The organism is Ruegeria sp. HKCCD8929 (assembly GCF_013031405.1).
Classification (GTDB): domain Bacteria; phylum Pseudomonadota; class Alphaproteobacteria; order Rhodobacterales; family Rhodobacteraceae; genus Ruegeria.
Window position 1 is genome coordinate 26,947 of record NZ_WPZY01000022.1, and the last position, 14,438, is coordinate 41,384.

At 59.9% G+C, this 14,438-nt stretch carries 11 protein-coding genes; 5 read left to right on the forward strand and 6 right to left on the reverse strand.

Going from position 1 to position 14,438, the window contains the following annotated elements; genetic code table 11:
- Window positions 1-59: 59 nt before the first annotated feature.
- The 4 genes from GOX53_RS22325 to GOX53_RS22340 all read right to left on the reverse strand — a co-directional run bounded on the left by GOX53_RS22325 (window position 60) and on the right by GOX53_RS22340 (window position 4,100).
- Window positions 60-863: an ABC transporter permease gene (locus tag GOX53_RS22325; RefSeq protein ID WP_171180331.1), complete on the reverse strand. Its 804-nt coding sequence runs from the start codon at window positions 861-863 to the stop codon at window positions 60-62.
- On the reverse strand, window positions 860-1,696 hold the full coding sequence (locus tag GOX53_RS22330) for an ABC transporter permease (RefSeq protein ID WP_171180333.1): 837 nt from the start codon (window positions 1,694-1,696) through the stop codon (window positions 860-862). The genes GOX53_RS22325 and GOX53_RS22330 overlap by 4 nt, the downstream gene beginning before the upstream one ends.
- A gap of 72 nt (window positions 1,697-1,768) precedes the next feature.
- Entirely contained in the window at window positions 1,769-2,911 is a 1,143-nt protein-coding gene (locus tag GOX53_RS22335; RefSeq protein ID WP_171180336.1) for an extracellular solute-binding protein, read from the reverse strand.
- Window positions 2,912-2,927: 16 nt separating this feature from the next.
- Window positions 2,928-4,100, reverse strand: coding sequence for an ABC transporter ATP-binding protein (locus GOX53_RS22340; protein WP_217351883.1), 1,173 nt, complete (start codon window positions 4,098-4,100; stop codon window positions 2,928-2,930).
- A 131-nt stretch (window positions 4,101-4,231) separates the two neighbouring features.
- Between GOX53_RS22340 and GOX53_RS22345 the strand changes: the two genes are divergently transcribed.
- The 4 genes from GOX53_RS22345 to GOX53_RS22360 all read left to right on the forward strand — a co-directional run bounded on the left by GOX53_RS22345 (window position 4,232) and on the right by GOX53_RS22360 (window position 8,863).
- Window positions 4,232-5,257, forward strand: coding sequence for a LacI family DNA-binding transcriptional regulator (locus tag GOX53_RS22345; protein WP_171180338.1), 1,026 nt, complete (start codon window positions 4,232-4,234; stop codon window positions 5,255-5,257).
- A 2-nt stretch (window positions 5,258-5,259) separates the two neighbouring features.
- Complete coding sequence (locus tag GOX53_RS22350) at window positions 5,260-5,808, forward strand: 2'-5' RNA ligase family protein (protein WP_171180339.1); 549 nt, start codon at window positions 5,260-5,262, stop codon at window positions 5,806-5,808.
- 93 nt (window positions 5,809-5,901) lie between these two features.
- Entirely contained in the window at window positions 5,902-8,244 is a 2,343-nt protein-coding gene (locus GOX53_RS22355; RefSeq protein ID WP_171180341.1) for a cache domain-containing protein, read from the forward strand.
- Window positions 8,237-8,863 carry a response regulator transcription factor gene (locus GOX53_RS22360; protein ID WP_171180343.1) on the forward strand — a complete coding sequence of 209 codons (627 nt, stop codon included), beginning with the start codon at window positions 8,237-8,239 and terminating at the stop codon, window positions 8,861-8,863. The genes GOX53_RS22355 and GOX53_RS22360 overlap by 8 nt, the downstream gene beginning before the upstream one ends.
- Window positions 8,864-9,382: 519 nt before the next feature.
- Here the strand turns inward: GOX53_RS22360 and GOX53_RS22365 are convergent.
- Window positions 9,383-9,667 (reverse strand): DUF4242 domain-containing protein, encoded by a 285-nt coding sequence (locus GOX53_RS22365; protein WP_171180344.1) that lies wholly within the window; start codon window positions 9,665-9,667, stop codon window positions 9,383-9,385.
- Between the two features lie 138 nt (window positions 9,668-9,805).
- On the opposite strand from GOX53_RS22365, the gene GOX53_RS22370 reads away from it, so the two are divergent.
- Complete coding sequence (locus tag GOX53_RS22370; RefSeq protein ID WP_171180346.1) at window positions 9,806-10,816, forward strand: LysR family transcriptional regulator; 1,011 nt, start codon at window positions 9,806-9,808, stop codon at window positions 10,814-10,816.
- A 137-nt stretch (window positions 10,817-10,953) separates the two neighbouring features.
- Here the strand turns inward: GOX53_RS22370 and GOX53_RS22375 are convergent, their stop codons facing one another.
- A complete protein-coding gene (locus GOX53_RS22375; RefSeq protein WP_171180348.1) occupies window positions 10,954-14,352 on the reverse strand; it encodes an ExeM/NucH family extracellular endonuclease in 3,399 nt (1,132 codons plus the stop codon).
- Between the last annotated feature and the right edge of the window lie 86 nt (window positions 14,353-14,438).

Below are 14,438 nucleotides of genomic sequence, written 5' to 3' on the forward strand. Positions count from 1 at the left end.
CCGAATTTTGCCGCCGCCTCTGCAAATTGAAAACTCTGCTGGGTGCGTCGTCTACGGGCTCAACTCCCCACCTTGGCCAGAACGTCAGATTTCAGGAACCGTTCGATGAACAACATAAACCCGACCGAGGGCACCAGCAGGATCAGTGCGGTGATCGACGCGATCTGGTAGTTGCCCTCCATCGACGCTGTGAACAGCAACAGGGGCATCGTCGTCACATCCGGCACGCCGACAAAGAAGGTGCCGGTGAACTCATCCAGCGAGATCAGGAAGACGAAGATGGCGCTGGCCATCAGCCCGGGCAAAGCCAGCGGCAGGGTCACGGTGCGGAAGACGGTAAAGGGCGAGGCACCGATATTGGCGGCGGCCTCTTCCAACTCGCGGTCCACGGCGGCAAAGGCGGCGGTGGCGATCCAGACGCTGAACACCAACCCCTGAATCGTATGCACCAGCACCACGCCGGTATAGGTGCCGTTCAGCCCCAGCCCGTAGAAGATGCGCGCGATGTTCATGTGCACGGCGATGGACGGAAACGCCTGCGGCAGCAGGAACAGCAGCAGGAACAGCGCCCGCCACGGCAATCTGCCGCGCCCCAGCGCAAGGCCTGCGGGAATGGCGACGGCCAGAGAGGCCAGCACCGTGAACAGCGCGATCAGGACCGAGTTCCAGAGCGACTCCATGGCGTTGCCCTGCGGGCGGAACACCCGTTCCCAGAAGGAAAAGCCGTAGCTTTGCGGCAGTTTTGCGGGGAAATACCAGGTTTCGGCCACCGACCAGATCAGCATGTTGGTGATCGGGCCAAAGATGGCGAAGGCCAATAGGGCCAATAGTACGGCAGTGAGGGTGGAGCGCAGGATGTTCATGTCGGGCTGCCTCCTTCCCGCACACCCTGCCTCAGATAGACCCAGGCGATTACGGCCGTCATAGCATAGGAGATAAAGCCGAGCGCGTTGGCGACGCCGTAATCGGAATAGGCATTGATGCGCCAGGCCATGTCGACAGTGATCATGGTCGGCGTCTGGGCGTTGATCATCATCGGCACAGACAGCACCGACATCATCACGACGTAAGAGAGGATTAGCCCCACCATCAGAGTGGTCGCCACCTGCGGCACCACGATCTGGAACAGGATACGAGTGCGCCCAGCGCCTAAGTTGCGCGCCGCCTCGATGGTGGACCGGTCCAGCGCCGCCATGGCACCCGCCACCAGCAGCGCCACGAACGGCGTCTGTTTCCAGACGAAGGTGATGACGATGCCGCGCCAGTCGAGAAAGCTCGCGGCCTGCAAGGACTCCATCAGCCCGGCCTGGACGATGATGTTGTTCATCATGCCGTTCTTGGCCAGAAAGGTCCGCATCAGCTGTGCGGCGACCACGAAGGGAATGAAGAGCGGCCAGCGGTAGAGCCAGCGCAGGATGGTCAGCGCCACCCTGTTCTCACCCAGGGTCAGATAGCCGCCGATGGCGACCGAAAGCGCGCCGATGATAGCGGTCGAGAGCGTGACGATGATCAGGGTGAACAGAATGTCCGAGGAATAGAGCCCCCAGGACTTAATGAAATTCTGTAGGCCCCAGCCGCCCAATTCCTCATCCCGGAACGCCCAGATCAGGGAATAACCCAGCGGGTAGAGGAACAGCAGCCCCAGAAGGGCCAGCGCCGGGGCGATCAGGATCAGGGATGTCTTGCGGTTGATCATGCGGTCAGGCCTGGGAACTTGGGGCGCGGGCCGCATGAGCAGCCCGCGCAAGGCTTCCGTGGGAGGTTCGGGTCAGTTGGAAACCTTCAGCTCATAGGCCTCGCGGATGTCGTCAAAGAACGGACCCAGCGGGAAAGACTTACCCTTGGCGGCCAGATCCTCCGGGGTCACGTCGGTAAACAGCTTGTCCCAGACCGCCTTGTCCAGCGCGCCCTCGACATGCTGGGCGTCGATGCCCGGATACCAGTTGAAGCGTTTGACGATGCCCTCGGCCTGCACTTCGGGGCTGGTGGCAAGCTCAATGAACTTGCGCGCGGCGTCGGCATTCTCGGCCTTCGCGGGGATCGCGTAGTAGTACGGCTGGCCGGGCATCCCCGGTTCCGGCAACAGCAGCTTGAGGCCCGGGTTCAGGCGGCCATCGGCCTGCCAGGTGTAGAACATATCGACCCAGACCGGGCCCATCACGATCTCACCCCGGTTCATCATATCCAGCGTACCCGCGTTCCCGGGGGTAAAGGTAACGTTCTCATTGAACGCCTTTAGATCCGCCAGCGCTGCATCCCAGCCGTTTTTCAGTTCAGGGTCGTAGGGGCCGTTCATCAGCTGGTCGGTATTGCCCGCATAGGCGTACATCCACGCGGCGGTAAAGGCGACGCCGGACATGCCGTTCTTGATGCCGTTATAACCGAACGCGCCCTTGTTTTCGGCGGTCCAGGTCTTGAGTTCATCAAAGCTGGCGGGCGGGTTCGAGACCAGATCGGGATTGTAGGCAATCGCGGTCTGGCTGTGGAACATCGGCATCACATAGCCCTCGACATCGGTACCCAGAGCCACCTTGGCCGTATCGCGGGTGGCAAGCGAGCCGGTGCCGATATCCCCCACATATTGCTGTAGCAGCCCCTCGGTCACCATCTCGCCGGTCTTGAGCTGGGTCATGACCACCACATCGGTATCCCAGGCGTCGTTCCCGGCCTGCGCCTTGATCTTTTCAAGGATGGCCTGACTGCCCGCGTTGCCGGGTCCGGTGCCCACGACATTCACTGTCCAGCCCGGGTTTTGTTCTTCGAACAGCGGGCCCAGATAGTCGGTCACGTAGTCGACCATGTTCTGGCTGCCGCCCGAGGCCACGTTCAGAACGCCCTCGGCCTGCGCTGCGCCAGCGGTGGCCAATGCGATGGCCGCCGAGGCGAAAACGTTTGCAATCTTGGGTCTCATGGTGTTTCTCCAAGGATCAGAGGTGTTGTGCGGCCTGCGTCGCCGCCTCTTTTCCGGTCACGGCTGCCTGGGACTTTGCAGGAAACAGACGTAGCGCCGTGGCCGGTACGCTTACATCGACAGGGCTGCCGATGGGCATCTTTGCGGGGTCGTCCGCCGTGATGCGGGTGTGGCCCACCTGCACCTCGTGGCGATAGACCGACCCCAGATAGGAATGTTGCACGATCGTACCGGGCAGGATGAGGCCGCCGTCCCGTGCATCGCTCAGGCTGGCCGCGCCACTGTGAAACAGGATCTCGACCACTCCATCGGTGGGCTGCGGGAAATGAACTCCGCTTTGTGAGCCGCCCGCAAGCGGCAGGTGGTGGGACTGGCCGTCAACCTCAAGCTGCACCGCACTGCCGTCAATCCGGGCACTGCCCGACAGCGCGTTGCCTGCACCCATGAACCTCGCCACGTAAGGGTTGGCGGGGGTGTGAAAGACCTCTTCCGGTGTGCCGACCTGCGCGATGCGGCCTTGATTCAGGATCACCACCCGGTCGGCCATCGACATCGCCTCTTCCCGGTCATGGGTGACCAGCACGGTCGTCAAGCCCAGCCGCTGCTGCAAACTGCGGATCTCGTGGCGCATGTTGGCGCGGATGCCGGCATCGAGGTTGGAGAGCGGCTCGTCCAGCAGCAGCACCGGCGGGTCGATGGCCAGCGCGCGAGCCAGCGCAACCCTCTGCCGCTGGCCGCCCGAAAGCGCTGCGATTTTGCGGTGAACCAGATCACCCAGCCCCACCAGGTCGGCCATCTCGGCCACCCGCGCATCGATCTCGGCACGGGATTTGCGCCGCAGCCGCAGCCCATAGCCGATATTCTGCGCCACATTCATATGCGGCCACAGCGCATAGGACTGGAACATCATCGCCATGCCGCGCGCTTCGGGTTTGGTTCGGCTCATGTCCCGGCCATCGACGCTGATGGTGCCGCCGCGCACCGGCACGAACCCGGCAAGCGCCCTGAGCAGCGTGGTCTTGCCACAGCCCGAGGCACCCAGCAGCGCGATGAACTCTCCGGCGTGCACATCCAGATTGATGCCCGACAGCACGTCCTGCTCGGCATAGCCCACCCGCAGATCCCTCAGCGCGATCTCGGCCCCCAACGTGCCAGAGGCAGTTTCGATATCGGCCGGAGCAAGCATCATTTTGCGTCTTTCATAATTCTGCTACACAGATTGTGCACACGTGTTCATATAACGGTAGGGAATGACAGGTTTATGACGCAAGCCTGAATTTCGTAGATTGCAAAAAAGACTGGCCCAAGGTGGGTGACAAGGTGAGACAACAGACGGATCGAGGCAAAGACAGTAAGCCCCGCCGCATAACCGCCGAGCAGGTGGCCAAGGCGGCCGGCGTGTCACGGTCGGCCGTGTCCCGTGCCTTTACTCCGGGCGCCTATGTGGACAAGGCCAAGCGCGAGCGAATTCTGTTTGTAGCACAAGAGCTTGGCTATCGCCCGAACGCGCTAGCAGCGGGGTTGCAAAGCAATGGCAGATCCAACCTCGTGGCCATCGTGACGGGCGATCTGGTGAACCATTTCGACAGCGAGATTCTGGCCAGATTGATGCAAGGTTTGAACGCCATGGGCAAGTGGCCGGTGGTGCTGGGCGGGTCGGATGACATTTCCGAGGCCGACGTGTTGGGCGTGCTCGGATACCCGCTGGATGCACTGATCCTGCGCGGCGGCAGCGTCGGCGAATCAGTGGCAACCCACTGCGCCAAGCTGAACATCCCCGTGATCGTGTCGGGCCGGAACATGCAGACCGAAGGCGTGGACAGCGTCTGCTGCGACAATGAACGCGGCGCCGAAATCGCGGTTCAACAGCTTCTGGGGCGCGGTTGTCGGCAGCTCGGATATATCGGTGGTTTGACCTATCTCTCGTCAGATCAGGAGCGCCGCGCCGGATTCGAGGCGGCGATGGCAACCGCGGGAATGGCGCCCGTCGCAATGCTGCAATCGGATTACAGTTTCGAAGGTGGCTATGCGGCGGTGAAAAACCTGCTGAGCCAGACCACCGAGATCGACGGCCTGTTCTGCGCCAACGACGCAATGGCCCTGGGTGCTATGTCGGCGGCACAGAAGGAGTTTGGGCTGAAGGTTCCGAATGACCTCGCGATTATCGGATTCGATGACATCGCCATGGCCGCCTGGCCCAGCTTCAACCTGTCCACCATCCGCAACGATATGGATCGGACCGTCTCACACATCCTGCGCTTGCTGGGCGAACGGCTCGACGCGCCGGACAAGGCCAGCGAAACCATCAGGATCGAACCCCAATTCATCGCCCGAGGAACCCACTGAGAATGACCGACGACACCGCACTCTATTCGGTGTGGCTCGCCCCGGACGAGCCCGTTTTGTCCGAGTTGCAGGTACTTGTGCAGGAGTTCGCGCGGGTCCGCTCGGCACCTTCCTTTCTTCCACACTTGACCCTGCTGGGCGATCTGCCAGACAGTCAGGCGAGACTGGCACAAATCTTGTCTCAACACGCCCCCCGCATCCCAGCGCAGGAGTTGACGGTCACTGGGGTGACTGTCGGTGATAGTTTCTTTAAATCTCTCTACCTGCAACTCTCCTGCCCGCCGCAGTTGTCCGCCGTCCAATCGGTACTGGCTCGGGCGTTGCCCGCCACCGCAAACCCAGGCCGGTTCGATCCCCATGTCAGCATGATTTACGGGGCAGTGGGCGCCAGTACACAACAAGAAATCCACGTTACATTACAGCGCTTTATCGGCAGCACCCTTCGTTTCGAACGCATGCAGCTTGTCCGCTCCAGCCAGAATACACCGGTGATCGATTGGCAAGTCCTCAAGGAGTTTGCTCTGCCCGACAGATCTGAATCCGCTTACTGAGTTTGTTGATGCACTAGCTTCGGAAAACGAGAAGTTTGCGATAGAGGCTCGGAACCTTAACATTTGCAAAAAATTGATAGATTGTGCTGAGTGATGAAGCTTTCACTTGGAATGATCCTGGCGCTTTGCCTGGCCGGATTGCAGTTTCTTGCAATCACAGTCGTGGTTTTCTCGTCCTTTCTGACCTCCGAAAGGGCTCTGCTGAAACACGCCCACGAATTGCTGAGCGATGTCGGGACCAACACGATCGAGCATTCGAGGGGCTTCCTCAGACCCGCGAAAGGTGCGGTTGAACTGGCCACCCGACTGGCGGAAAACCGGGTCGTCGCCAGCGAGGATTTCAACCAGCTTGAAAAGCTGCTGTTCCAGCAATTGCAAATCGCGCCGCAATTTGCGGGTATCTTTTACGGCGATGAGGCGGGGAATTTCGTCTACGTCATGCGCAGTGGCGGCCCAGGCCCGTTCCGGACCAAGTTCGTGAGGTGGGACGGCGGCGCACGTACGACCGACCTGATCTGGCGCGACAACGAGTACCGGATTGTCGAAGAAACGCCAGAGCCCGTGGACACCTACGACCCCAGAAAACGACCCTGGTACAAAGCTGCGAAATCGGAACTGACCAGCATCTGGACCGATCCTTACATCTTTTTTACCTCACAGACGCCGGGCATTACCGCTGCCACACCGGTATTTGGTGACGACAATGTGCTGCGCGGCGTTGTGGGTGTCGATATCGGCATCGAAGCGATCTCGGAGTTTCTGTCGCGGCTGAACATAGGCGAGAGCGGGCACGCCCTGATCCTGAACCGCAACGGTGACGTGATCGCCCATCCGGACCAGGATCTGATCCGGAAGGAAAACGCCGATGGCTCGTTCAGCTTTGTCAATATCAGCGAGATCGACGATCCGGTCGCAAAAGCCGCTTTCGGCAATCTGGGTTTGGGCGCCGATATATCGATCGACCACGAGGTCATATCGAGATTTCTGTACGACGGGGCCAGCTATGTCTCGATCGTCATGCCCATGATCAGCGAGGAACTGCCCTGGACCATCGCCGTTTACGCGCCCGAGGCGGATTTTACTGGCGAAATCAGGAACAACCGGGCGACGAATATCTGGATCGCGGCGGCGGTGGCCCTGATCACCGGGGGCGTCGGCCTGTTGCTGGCGAATTACATCCATAAGCCGGTGCGCGCCTTCGCGGTCCGCGCCGCGCTGGTCTCGCAAGGCGAGGTATCAGAGTCAGAGCCGCTGCCCAAAACCTATGAGGAGTTGGAACGCGCCAACGAAACGCTGGTGCAGGCGATCGCCGAACGAAGGAAATCCGAGGCCGAGTACGGGCGCACCTTCGATCTGGCCTCGCGCGGGATGGCACAGATTCAGGCCCGAACCGGCAGGTTTATCCGCGTCAACACCAAGCTGGCGGATATGTTGGGTTATGGCGAGGACGAAATCCTGAACCTAAGCGTGCACGATATCTCGCACCCGGACGATCCGGTGGCGGCGGTGTTTTTCGAGGACTGTACAGGCGGATCGGAATACGTGCACGAGAAGCGGTATCGGCGCAAGGACGGCAGCGTCATCTGGGTCAGCGAGAATGTGATCGTTATTCGCGACGACGCCAGAAACCCGCTTCATGCGGTTGTCACCGTCGACGACATCACCGAACGCAAGGCCGCGGATCAGAAAATTCGGCAGTTGAGTCAGGATCTGAACCATTCGGCGCGTGTGAATGTCATGGGCCAGATGGCGACCAGTCTGGCGCATGAGCTGAATCAGCCTTTGCTGGCGATCTCGCAGAACATGGACACGGCGCTTTACCTGCTGGATGACAACGCCGGTACGGAGGGCGAATTCAAAGAGATTCTGCAGGAGACAGACCGCCATGCCCACCGGGCCGGTGATATCATCAAGGCACTGCGCGGCTTCGTGAAAAAAGAAGGGGTGGAGAAGGCCGAGTTTGATTTCGCTGAGCTTATGGAGCAGACGCTGCATCTGCTGCGACCCGATGCCAAGGAAAACGGCATCGCCATTCAGACGGTCACCGATGATCTCGAGCCGGTCTACGGCTCGCGGGTGCAGATCGCGCAGGTTTTGGTGAACCTTTTGCGCAATGCCATCGAGGCGATTGCCACTGGCGATGGGAACGGGGGCTTGATCACGGTGCGCGCCCGCAACACCGAGACGGGCATTGAGATATCCGTGACCGACAGTGGGCTTGGGATTGCTGACGGCGCCGACCCGTTCGAACAGTTCCACACGACAAAAAAGGAAGGCATGGGACTGGGCCTTTCAATTTGTCGCACTATCGTTGAAGCCCATCTTGGAAAAATATGGTATCAGCGAGACGAAAGAGGACACTCACAGTTTTGTTTCACACTGCCTGCGCTCAGCCCAAAGACCGCCACCTGTCCGCCGGATGACCTTAATGCCTGATCCCGTCGTGTTTATCGTGGATGACGACGATGACATCCGCATTTCGCTGTCTCGGGCGCTGCGTACACGCGGCTACAGCACCGAGGCGTTCGCATCCGCGCAGGACTTTCTTGAAGGCTATGACAACGAGCTGCCGGGCTGCCTCATCCTGGATTACGGCCTGCCGGGCATGTCGGGGCTTGAACTACAGCAGGTTCTGGTGAAACGCGGCCGTGCCCTGCCGATCATTTTCATCACCGGCCATGGCGGCGTGCCCGAAGCTGTAGAGGCGATGAAATACGGGGCGGTCGACTTTCTGGAAAAGCCCTTTCGCCAGGATGTTCTGATCGAGAGGATCGAAAAAGCGCTGCAACTCGATGCGCGTGCACGGTGTTACGAGGGCAAGTCACGGGACGTACGAGCGCGGTTCGAAAGGCTGACCGAGCGGGAACGGGAAATTGCCGAGCTGCTTGTTTCGAGCCCGTCGAACAGTTCCAGCAAGGATGTCGGGCGTCACCTGGGTATCAGCCCGCGCACGGTCGATCATCATCGGGCGCGCATCCTTGAGAAGATGCGGATTCACTCCGTTGCTGAACTGGTCGACCTTGCTTTAAGCGCAAATCTCTTTTCGAAGTCTTAAGCGCAGCTATAGGCAAATCTACCTAGGCAACTACACGAATTTACGTTTGCCACGATATCAACGAAACTACAGGAACACTGTGAGTGGTGGATCTGTACGCACATTAGGTGCCGGTTGTAATGAGTGACGAGCGCGGGAATTACCCCGCCTCAAATGTGAAGAGTGCATACCAGTATTTGAGTCCCGGCCGCGTTGCCGGGACGACTGGAATAGCGTTGTAGCCTGTTGAGTACTGACAGGCTGCAACGCTTTCACGTGCTTGTTGCAAAAAAAGCACTAAAGGCTTGTTTGGCATCCACAGGGTCGCACCTTGAGGGTGCGGTGGTATGCGCATTTTCGGCACTGACCGGAGAAGTAGCGAACAGTTCCGGATCAGATCAGAACTCAAACCCGTGCAGTATCAGCAGTTGCGGCAATAGTCGCGCTGGTTATCTCTCAGCCGCACCAAGAAGCACCTGTTCATGACTTGGATGGCCCTGATCAACCCGCCGGTCAGGGCACCCAAGAGCCGTACCCGGCTCAGTTGTTGGCGGTGAGCGGATCAATGATCTGCGGAACTTCCGTGATCGCACCAACAGGAATACCTGAGAGTTCGGAATGCTTGCGAATGGCATCCTCACTGTCGGCCAGGTAGACGCAGAACGTCTTGTTGTCTGCGACATAGCTGTGCTGCCACTGGATGTTGGTTCCGATGTCATCCAGTGCCTGGTTGGATGCCCGCGCAGCGCCGCAAAGCTCGGTCACCGACATCTGGCCGATCCCGGGAATGTCGCGTTCGATAATGAAGCGTTTCATCTGTGCCATTGGATCCTCCTTGAACTTCGATAAGCCAAGTGTGCACCCGCACCCCGTGATCGCCAAACTAAGATATTCTTAGCGAGCGATAGGTTTTCATCGCAATTTGCGATAGTCTTCTTTGCCGAGAAAGGAAATCTTTAGCAAATGGCGCGCACCACGCACCTGAACGCCCTTCAAGCGCTGGAAATGGCGATCCGCGAAGGCTCGCTTAGGGGTGCTGCCGAGAAGCTGGGCATCACACCTGCAGCGGTAGGACAACGGATCAGGGCGCTTGAAAAATTCCTCGACACGGACCTGATCCTGCGCGGGCGATCCGGGTTGCGCCCGACGCCGGCTCTCGAGGGTGCGCTCGACGATCTGCACGCCGCGTTTTCGGCGTTGGACCGCGTCGCGGCCAGTCTCGATTTCCAGCGCACGACCGAGATCCACATCATCGCTGATCCCGACTGGTCCGATCTATGGCTGCTGCCACGGCTCGGGCGGTTCCGGACCGAGCATCCCAACATCCTTTTCAACATCAACGGTGAGGGCGACGTGCCGATGCGCCTCGGAGCGGCCGATCTCTTCATCGACCGCGACCCACAAGGGCGCGCCGCTTCGGGAGATGAGCTTTATACCGAGGTGTTTCTGCCGATCGGATCACCGGAAAACGCCGCCCGGGTCGCCGATCCGTTTGCAACCAAGGCCGCCGACACCGCACCGCAATATCTGCCGGTCGGAACGATCGGGAACAAGGATCGCGTGTGGCGCCACTCTCAGCAGGACAGTATCGAGGGGTTTCCGCTGCTGCATCTTCAGGATCGTCCCACCATTCCCGAAACGCCGGGCTGGGCGGACTGGCTTGCCGTTTATCCCCATGATCGGACCTCGCCCGAACGCGGGGTGCAATATGCGCATGTTCGTAACGCGATCGATGGGGTGAAATCCGACGCCGGCCTGCTTGTCTGCGGTCTTTCCCTGGTTCTCGATGACATCGAGGCGGGGCTCGTGAGCTTGCCGTTTCCTTCCGATGAGTGCCTTGCAGCCAAACATCCCTACTGCGTCAAAACCCGCACCGAAGCGACGGTTCGCCCGCAAGTAACGCGCCTGATTGCCTGGCTCAAGGCCGAGGCGGCAATCACCAGGGTCAGGATGGAGGCGCTCACTACCGCCTAATGCCAGCGTCTCACGCTGGTGTGCCAGTTTTGAATTCAGTCCGCCGAAACTTTCGCCCAGCGGCCATCCACCGACATCCCTCCCCTTGCGGTGCCCTCGAAACGGGTTCGAGAGCACCTCTTAAGTTTGTTACCCGATCACGCGACGGAAAACTCGTCGACAAAGACGATATCGTCGAAATCGGACACCCCGAGCAGGTCGATCTTGTCGCGCCCGCCTTCGAGTGTGATCCGAACCGATCCAAGGAACTCACGTACATCCGCGATTTCCGCGCCGCCCAGATCGATCACATCCTCCGAGACGTCAAAGTCCAGAATGACCGACTTGTCCCGGCTTCCGTCCTCGGCAAGTGCGGCAGAGAACACAAATGTGTCGGCGCCGTCACCGCCCCAGTAAAGGTCATGTCGGCCATCGCCTGCCCGAATGATGTCATCGCCGTCGCCGGCATAGACCAGGTCGCTTCCGCGCCCAGCATCGATGTCATCGTTTCCGTCGCCGCCCAGAATCTTGTCCTTGCCGCGCCCGCCAAAGATCAGATCATCGCCGTCGCCGGCAAACACGAAGTCATTGCCGTTCTTGGCGTCGATCTGATCGCGGCCATCCGTGCCAAACAGGAAATCGCGACGGTTGGTGCCCGCGATCACGTTGTAGACCGGCTCGAAATCGAAACTGACGATAACCGGGTCATGGTCGGAATTACGCGTGGCGCTGTCGCCGTCGTAAAGCGTCGGATCGCGGCCGAAATCGAGATTGTAGTCCAGCGCGTCGGCCTCATCCGAGTTGATATGCCATTCGGTCACCCCGGCCACACTCGCGGCAAGCGCATCGTTGGCGAGAACGTAATCCAGCGTGCCGATCTGACCGTCGAAGACAAAGGAATAAGCATCGTCGCCCAGTTCGGCCGCCGCAAGATCGGTATAACCCGCATCGGAAAGCACGGTCAGCGGATCTTCCTTGGCGTAGGAGTTCAGGTCACCAAGGATCAGCACATTCTCGGACCCCTGCCCGGTCGGATCGCTGGCCAGCCAGTCGGCCAGAATATCCGCCGCCTCGGCGCGGGTGGCGTTGTTGTTGCCCTGACCGTCGCCCTGATCCTCATCCGCCGCGATGCCGGACAGTGACCCCTTGGATTTCAGGTGGTTGACGGAAACCGTGATGGTCTGGCCGGTGTCCAGATCCTCGAATGTCTGCGCAATGGCGGGCCGGTTCAACCCACGCCCAGCGCCAAGCGGGTCGATGAAATCCCGCCCCTCGAAGGTTTCCAGAATGGCCATGTCACCGCTCAGACCAACCTCGTCGATCTTGTAGATCAGACCGTTCGCGATGGCATCGCCGCCAACGAATTCCTGCCCGGGATCGACAAAACCATAAACCTCAGAGCCAAGTTCCGCATTCACCCGATCAACGATGTCCTTGATCGCGAAGTTCGTACCCGCGAAGTCGTTCTCAAGCTCGACCAGACCCAGCACATCGGCGTCGATCTGGACGATGGCATTGACCAGCTTGTCTGCCTGCCGCTCGAACTCCTCAACCGTGTCGGCGCCGCGCGGGTCCGAGCCATTGTCGGTGGTCGCACCCGGCAGGTCGATCGTGGTGAAATAGTTGAGCACGTTCAGGCTGGCGACCTTGAAGTTGCCACCGATATCCTCGGGCGCATCGGGACGCGGGTTGGTTTGCTGGTAGTCCCCCTGGGCGGCATTGATGCGAAACTCGTCGAAGGAATAGCCCACCACACCGGTGATCGAGGAAATGGTGTCTCCCATACGGAAACTGTCATCGGCGGTCAGCACACCGTCATTACCGTCGATGATCTGCAACTGATCCGGGTTCTGAACAGTCGAGCCGTCATCCAGCACCAGCGTGCGTGCAGCAACATCCTGCAGGTGCTGATCAAAGCCCGCCGCATCGGGATCGTTGGTTTGCGTGAACTGAACCGGCCTACCGTCTGCGGTGACATTGTATTGGCCGAAGCGGTCCAGATTGAACAGCTCGGACACGGTCATGTCCTGCCCGACGGTCACCAGCATGCCTTCGTAGGCTTCCAGATTGGCGACATAGTTGCCGTCATCGTCCAGCATGACATTGGCGGTCGGGAACGTGACCTCGACAGCATCCGGCACCAGCTGATCGGTTTCCAGAACCGCAACCGCAGTCGCGGTGATCTGAGTCTGGCCGAAATTCTCGCCTACGACACCCGTGATCTCGACCAGATCGCCGACATTCACGTCAACCAGCGGGGCCGCACCGTCAAAGATGAAGATCCCCTCGGAGGTCAGGTCGTTGAAATCATAGTCGATCTCTTCTTCCTGAATGTAGAACCCGTTCAGATCGCCTTGACTGCCCAGCAGCCCGTCCTGAAAATCAGCGGTCACGATGGCGCGGACCGTCACGGTCTGCCCTTCCAGCACGCTGCGGTCATCAACCCCGATCTGCGCCATGTTGCCGGTGCCGCCGCTGCCCTGAATCTCGCTGATCAGGGTGATATCGGCGGGGGGCTGAATGACGTTGCTTTCCCCCGGGGTTGGCGCCTGCGCCGTGAAATCGCCAGTCTGGTCCGGCTGGCGCGCCAGCGCATCGCCGGTCGAGTTGCCATTTGCGCTTTCGTCTGCCTGAACGGTCTGCCCGAGCGCCGTCAACAGCCCGGTATCATCCGGGTCAGACGTCCCGTAGACCACCGCATCTAGCAGATTGTCGGTGGTCGGCCCGGCGGGCGCAGGCCCATCGTAAAGCGCGACCGCATCGGCCCCGTTCTGCAACCCGTTGGTAGTAAATTCCACCAGATCGACATTGGGGACATTGGCAGAGCCGATGACAAAATACCCGTCGGCATTGGTCGTGAACCCGTCCAGAGAGATGGTGTCATAGGCCGTATCGCCATTGCCGTTATAGAGAACCACGGTCAGCCCATCCAGCGAGGCATTGCCCACCCCGCCATCATAGATTTCGATGAACTCGGCACTGTCGGTCCCGTCCTGATCGGCGTCGATCTCGTTGATCACGAAAGTCGGCGTTGGCGCCACATCATCAAAGGACGCGGTGGGGAACGGAACGGTTGCGGTCGCATTCGTGGCCTGTCCATCCAAGGCGTTGGGGCCCGAAAAACTCCACTGAGAGATGTCAAAGACCGGGTTGGCCGTTGCCCCCGGATTGCGCGCGGCCCATCCGTCCAGATACTCCCAAGGCTGCCCGGTTCCGTCCACATTCGGGTCCCCGAACAGGTCAATGACGGACCCATTCTGGAACAGCTCGATTGCGTCGTCGCCATTCACGGACAGGGCCCCAGACGTGTAATCGGGGCCGAACCCCATAAACTCGGTAAAGCCGGGGATTTCGCTGGACACGTAGATAAAGGTGCCAGCGGTCACCGCCACTGGCGGAAAGGTGAACTCCTCGCCGTCCGATCCCCCGCCATTATTCGCTGACCCGATGCCGAACGCCGACAGGTCCGCGATATCGGCAGTCACAAATAGCTCAACCGCCTTCGGCAAACCGCCCGTCAACGGACCGTCCAATACACCTGTGATAATCAGTGACATATCATTCTCCCAATAATGAAGGCCGCGCAAAGGCGGCAGACGACGAGACCCAACAAGGCCACGTGAGGTGAGGAGCGTAACAAGTG

Excerpts from the sequence above, each read along its gene's own strand:
- GOX53_RS22325 (WP_171180331.1), bottom strand. The coding sequence starts at position 863 with ATGAACATCCTGCGCTCCACCCTCACTGCCGTACTATTGGCCCTATTG.
- GOX53_RS22330 (WP_171180333.1), bottom strand. The coding sequence starts at position 1,696 with ATGATCAACCGCAAGACATCCCTGATCCTGATCGCCCCGGCGCTGGCC.
- GOX53_RS22335 (WP_171180336.1), bottom strand. The coding sequence starts at position 2,911 with ATGAGACCCAAGATTGCAAACGTTTTCGCCTCGGCGGCCATCGCATTG.
- GOX53_RS22340 (WP_217351883.1), bottom strand. The coding sequence starts at position 4,100 with ATGATGCTTGCTCCGGCCGATATCGAAACTGCCTCTGGCACGTTGGGG.
- GOX53_RS22350 (WP_171180339.1), top strand. The coding sequence starts at position 5,260 with ATGACCGACGACACCGCACTCTATTCGGTGTGGCTCGCCCCGGACGAG.
- GOX53_RS22355 (WP_171180341.1), top strand. The coding sequence starts at position 5,902 with ATGAAGCTTTCACTTGGAATGATCCTGGCGCTTTGCCTGGCCGGATTG.
- GOX53_RS22360 (WP_171180343.1), top strand. The coding sequence starts at position 8,237 with ATGCCTGATCCCGTCGTGTTTATCGTGGATGACGACGATGACATCCGC.
- GOX53_RS22365 (WP_171180344.1), bottom strand. The coding sequence starts at position 9,667 with ATGGCACAGATGAAACGCTTCATTATCGAACGCGACATTCCCGGGATC.
- GOX53_RS22370 (WP_171180346.1), top strand. The coding sequence starts at position 9,806 with ATGGCGCGCACCACGCACCTGAACGCCCTTCAAGCGCTGGAAATGGCG.
- GOX53_RS22375 (WP_171180348.1), bottom strand. The coding sequence starts at position 14,352 with ATGTCACTGATTATCACAGGTGTATTGGACGGTCCGTTGACGGGCGGT.